The organism is Luteolibacter pohnpeiensis (assembly GCF_016595435.1).
GTDB classification, from domain to species: Bacteria; Verrucomicrobiota; Verrucomicrobiia; order Verrucomicrobiales; family Akkermansiaceae; genus Luteolibacter; species Luteolibacter pohnpeiensis.
The window spans coordinates 1-368 of sequence record NZ_JAENIJ010000223.1 but is presented as its reverse complement, the minus strand read 5'-3'; the positions used below and the strand labels follow the sequence as shown (position 1 = coordinate 368).

At 52.7% G+C, this 368-nt stretch carries 1 protein-coding gene; it reads right to left on the bottom strand.

The window, feature by feature from the left end:
* Positions 1 to 368 (bottom strand): IS110 family transposase (locus JIN85_RS21045; protein ID WP_200274549.1); only part of this gene is annotated, 368 nt, incomplete at both ends.

Here is a 368-nt window from a genome sequence, read left to right as displayed (position 1 = left end):
TCCTTTTGTTCGGATTTGATTCTGCGTTTGAGGGATTTGAGGACGATGGGATCGATGGCGGATTCGCATTTGGTTTTGAGTTTGGCGATTTCGCGAGTGATGGATTCGGTGTAGCGGACGAGTTCGGTGAGTTGTTCGTTTTCAGTGGTTTTGGGCGACCAGGGGGTGAGGTCGTTTTGTTCGGCAACGAGGAATCGTGCAATGAGCCGGGCGTCAGCAGTGTCACTTTTGTTGCGTCTGAGTTTTTGGTTTCCGAAGGCTTTGATGCGCCTTGGATTGACGAGGAAAAGGGCGTGGAGGCCGTGTTGATGGAGGGCTTTTGAGATGGCGATGCTGTAGTGGCCGGTCTGTTCGAGGCAGGCGGAAAT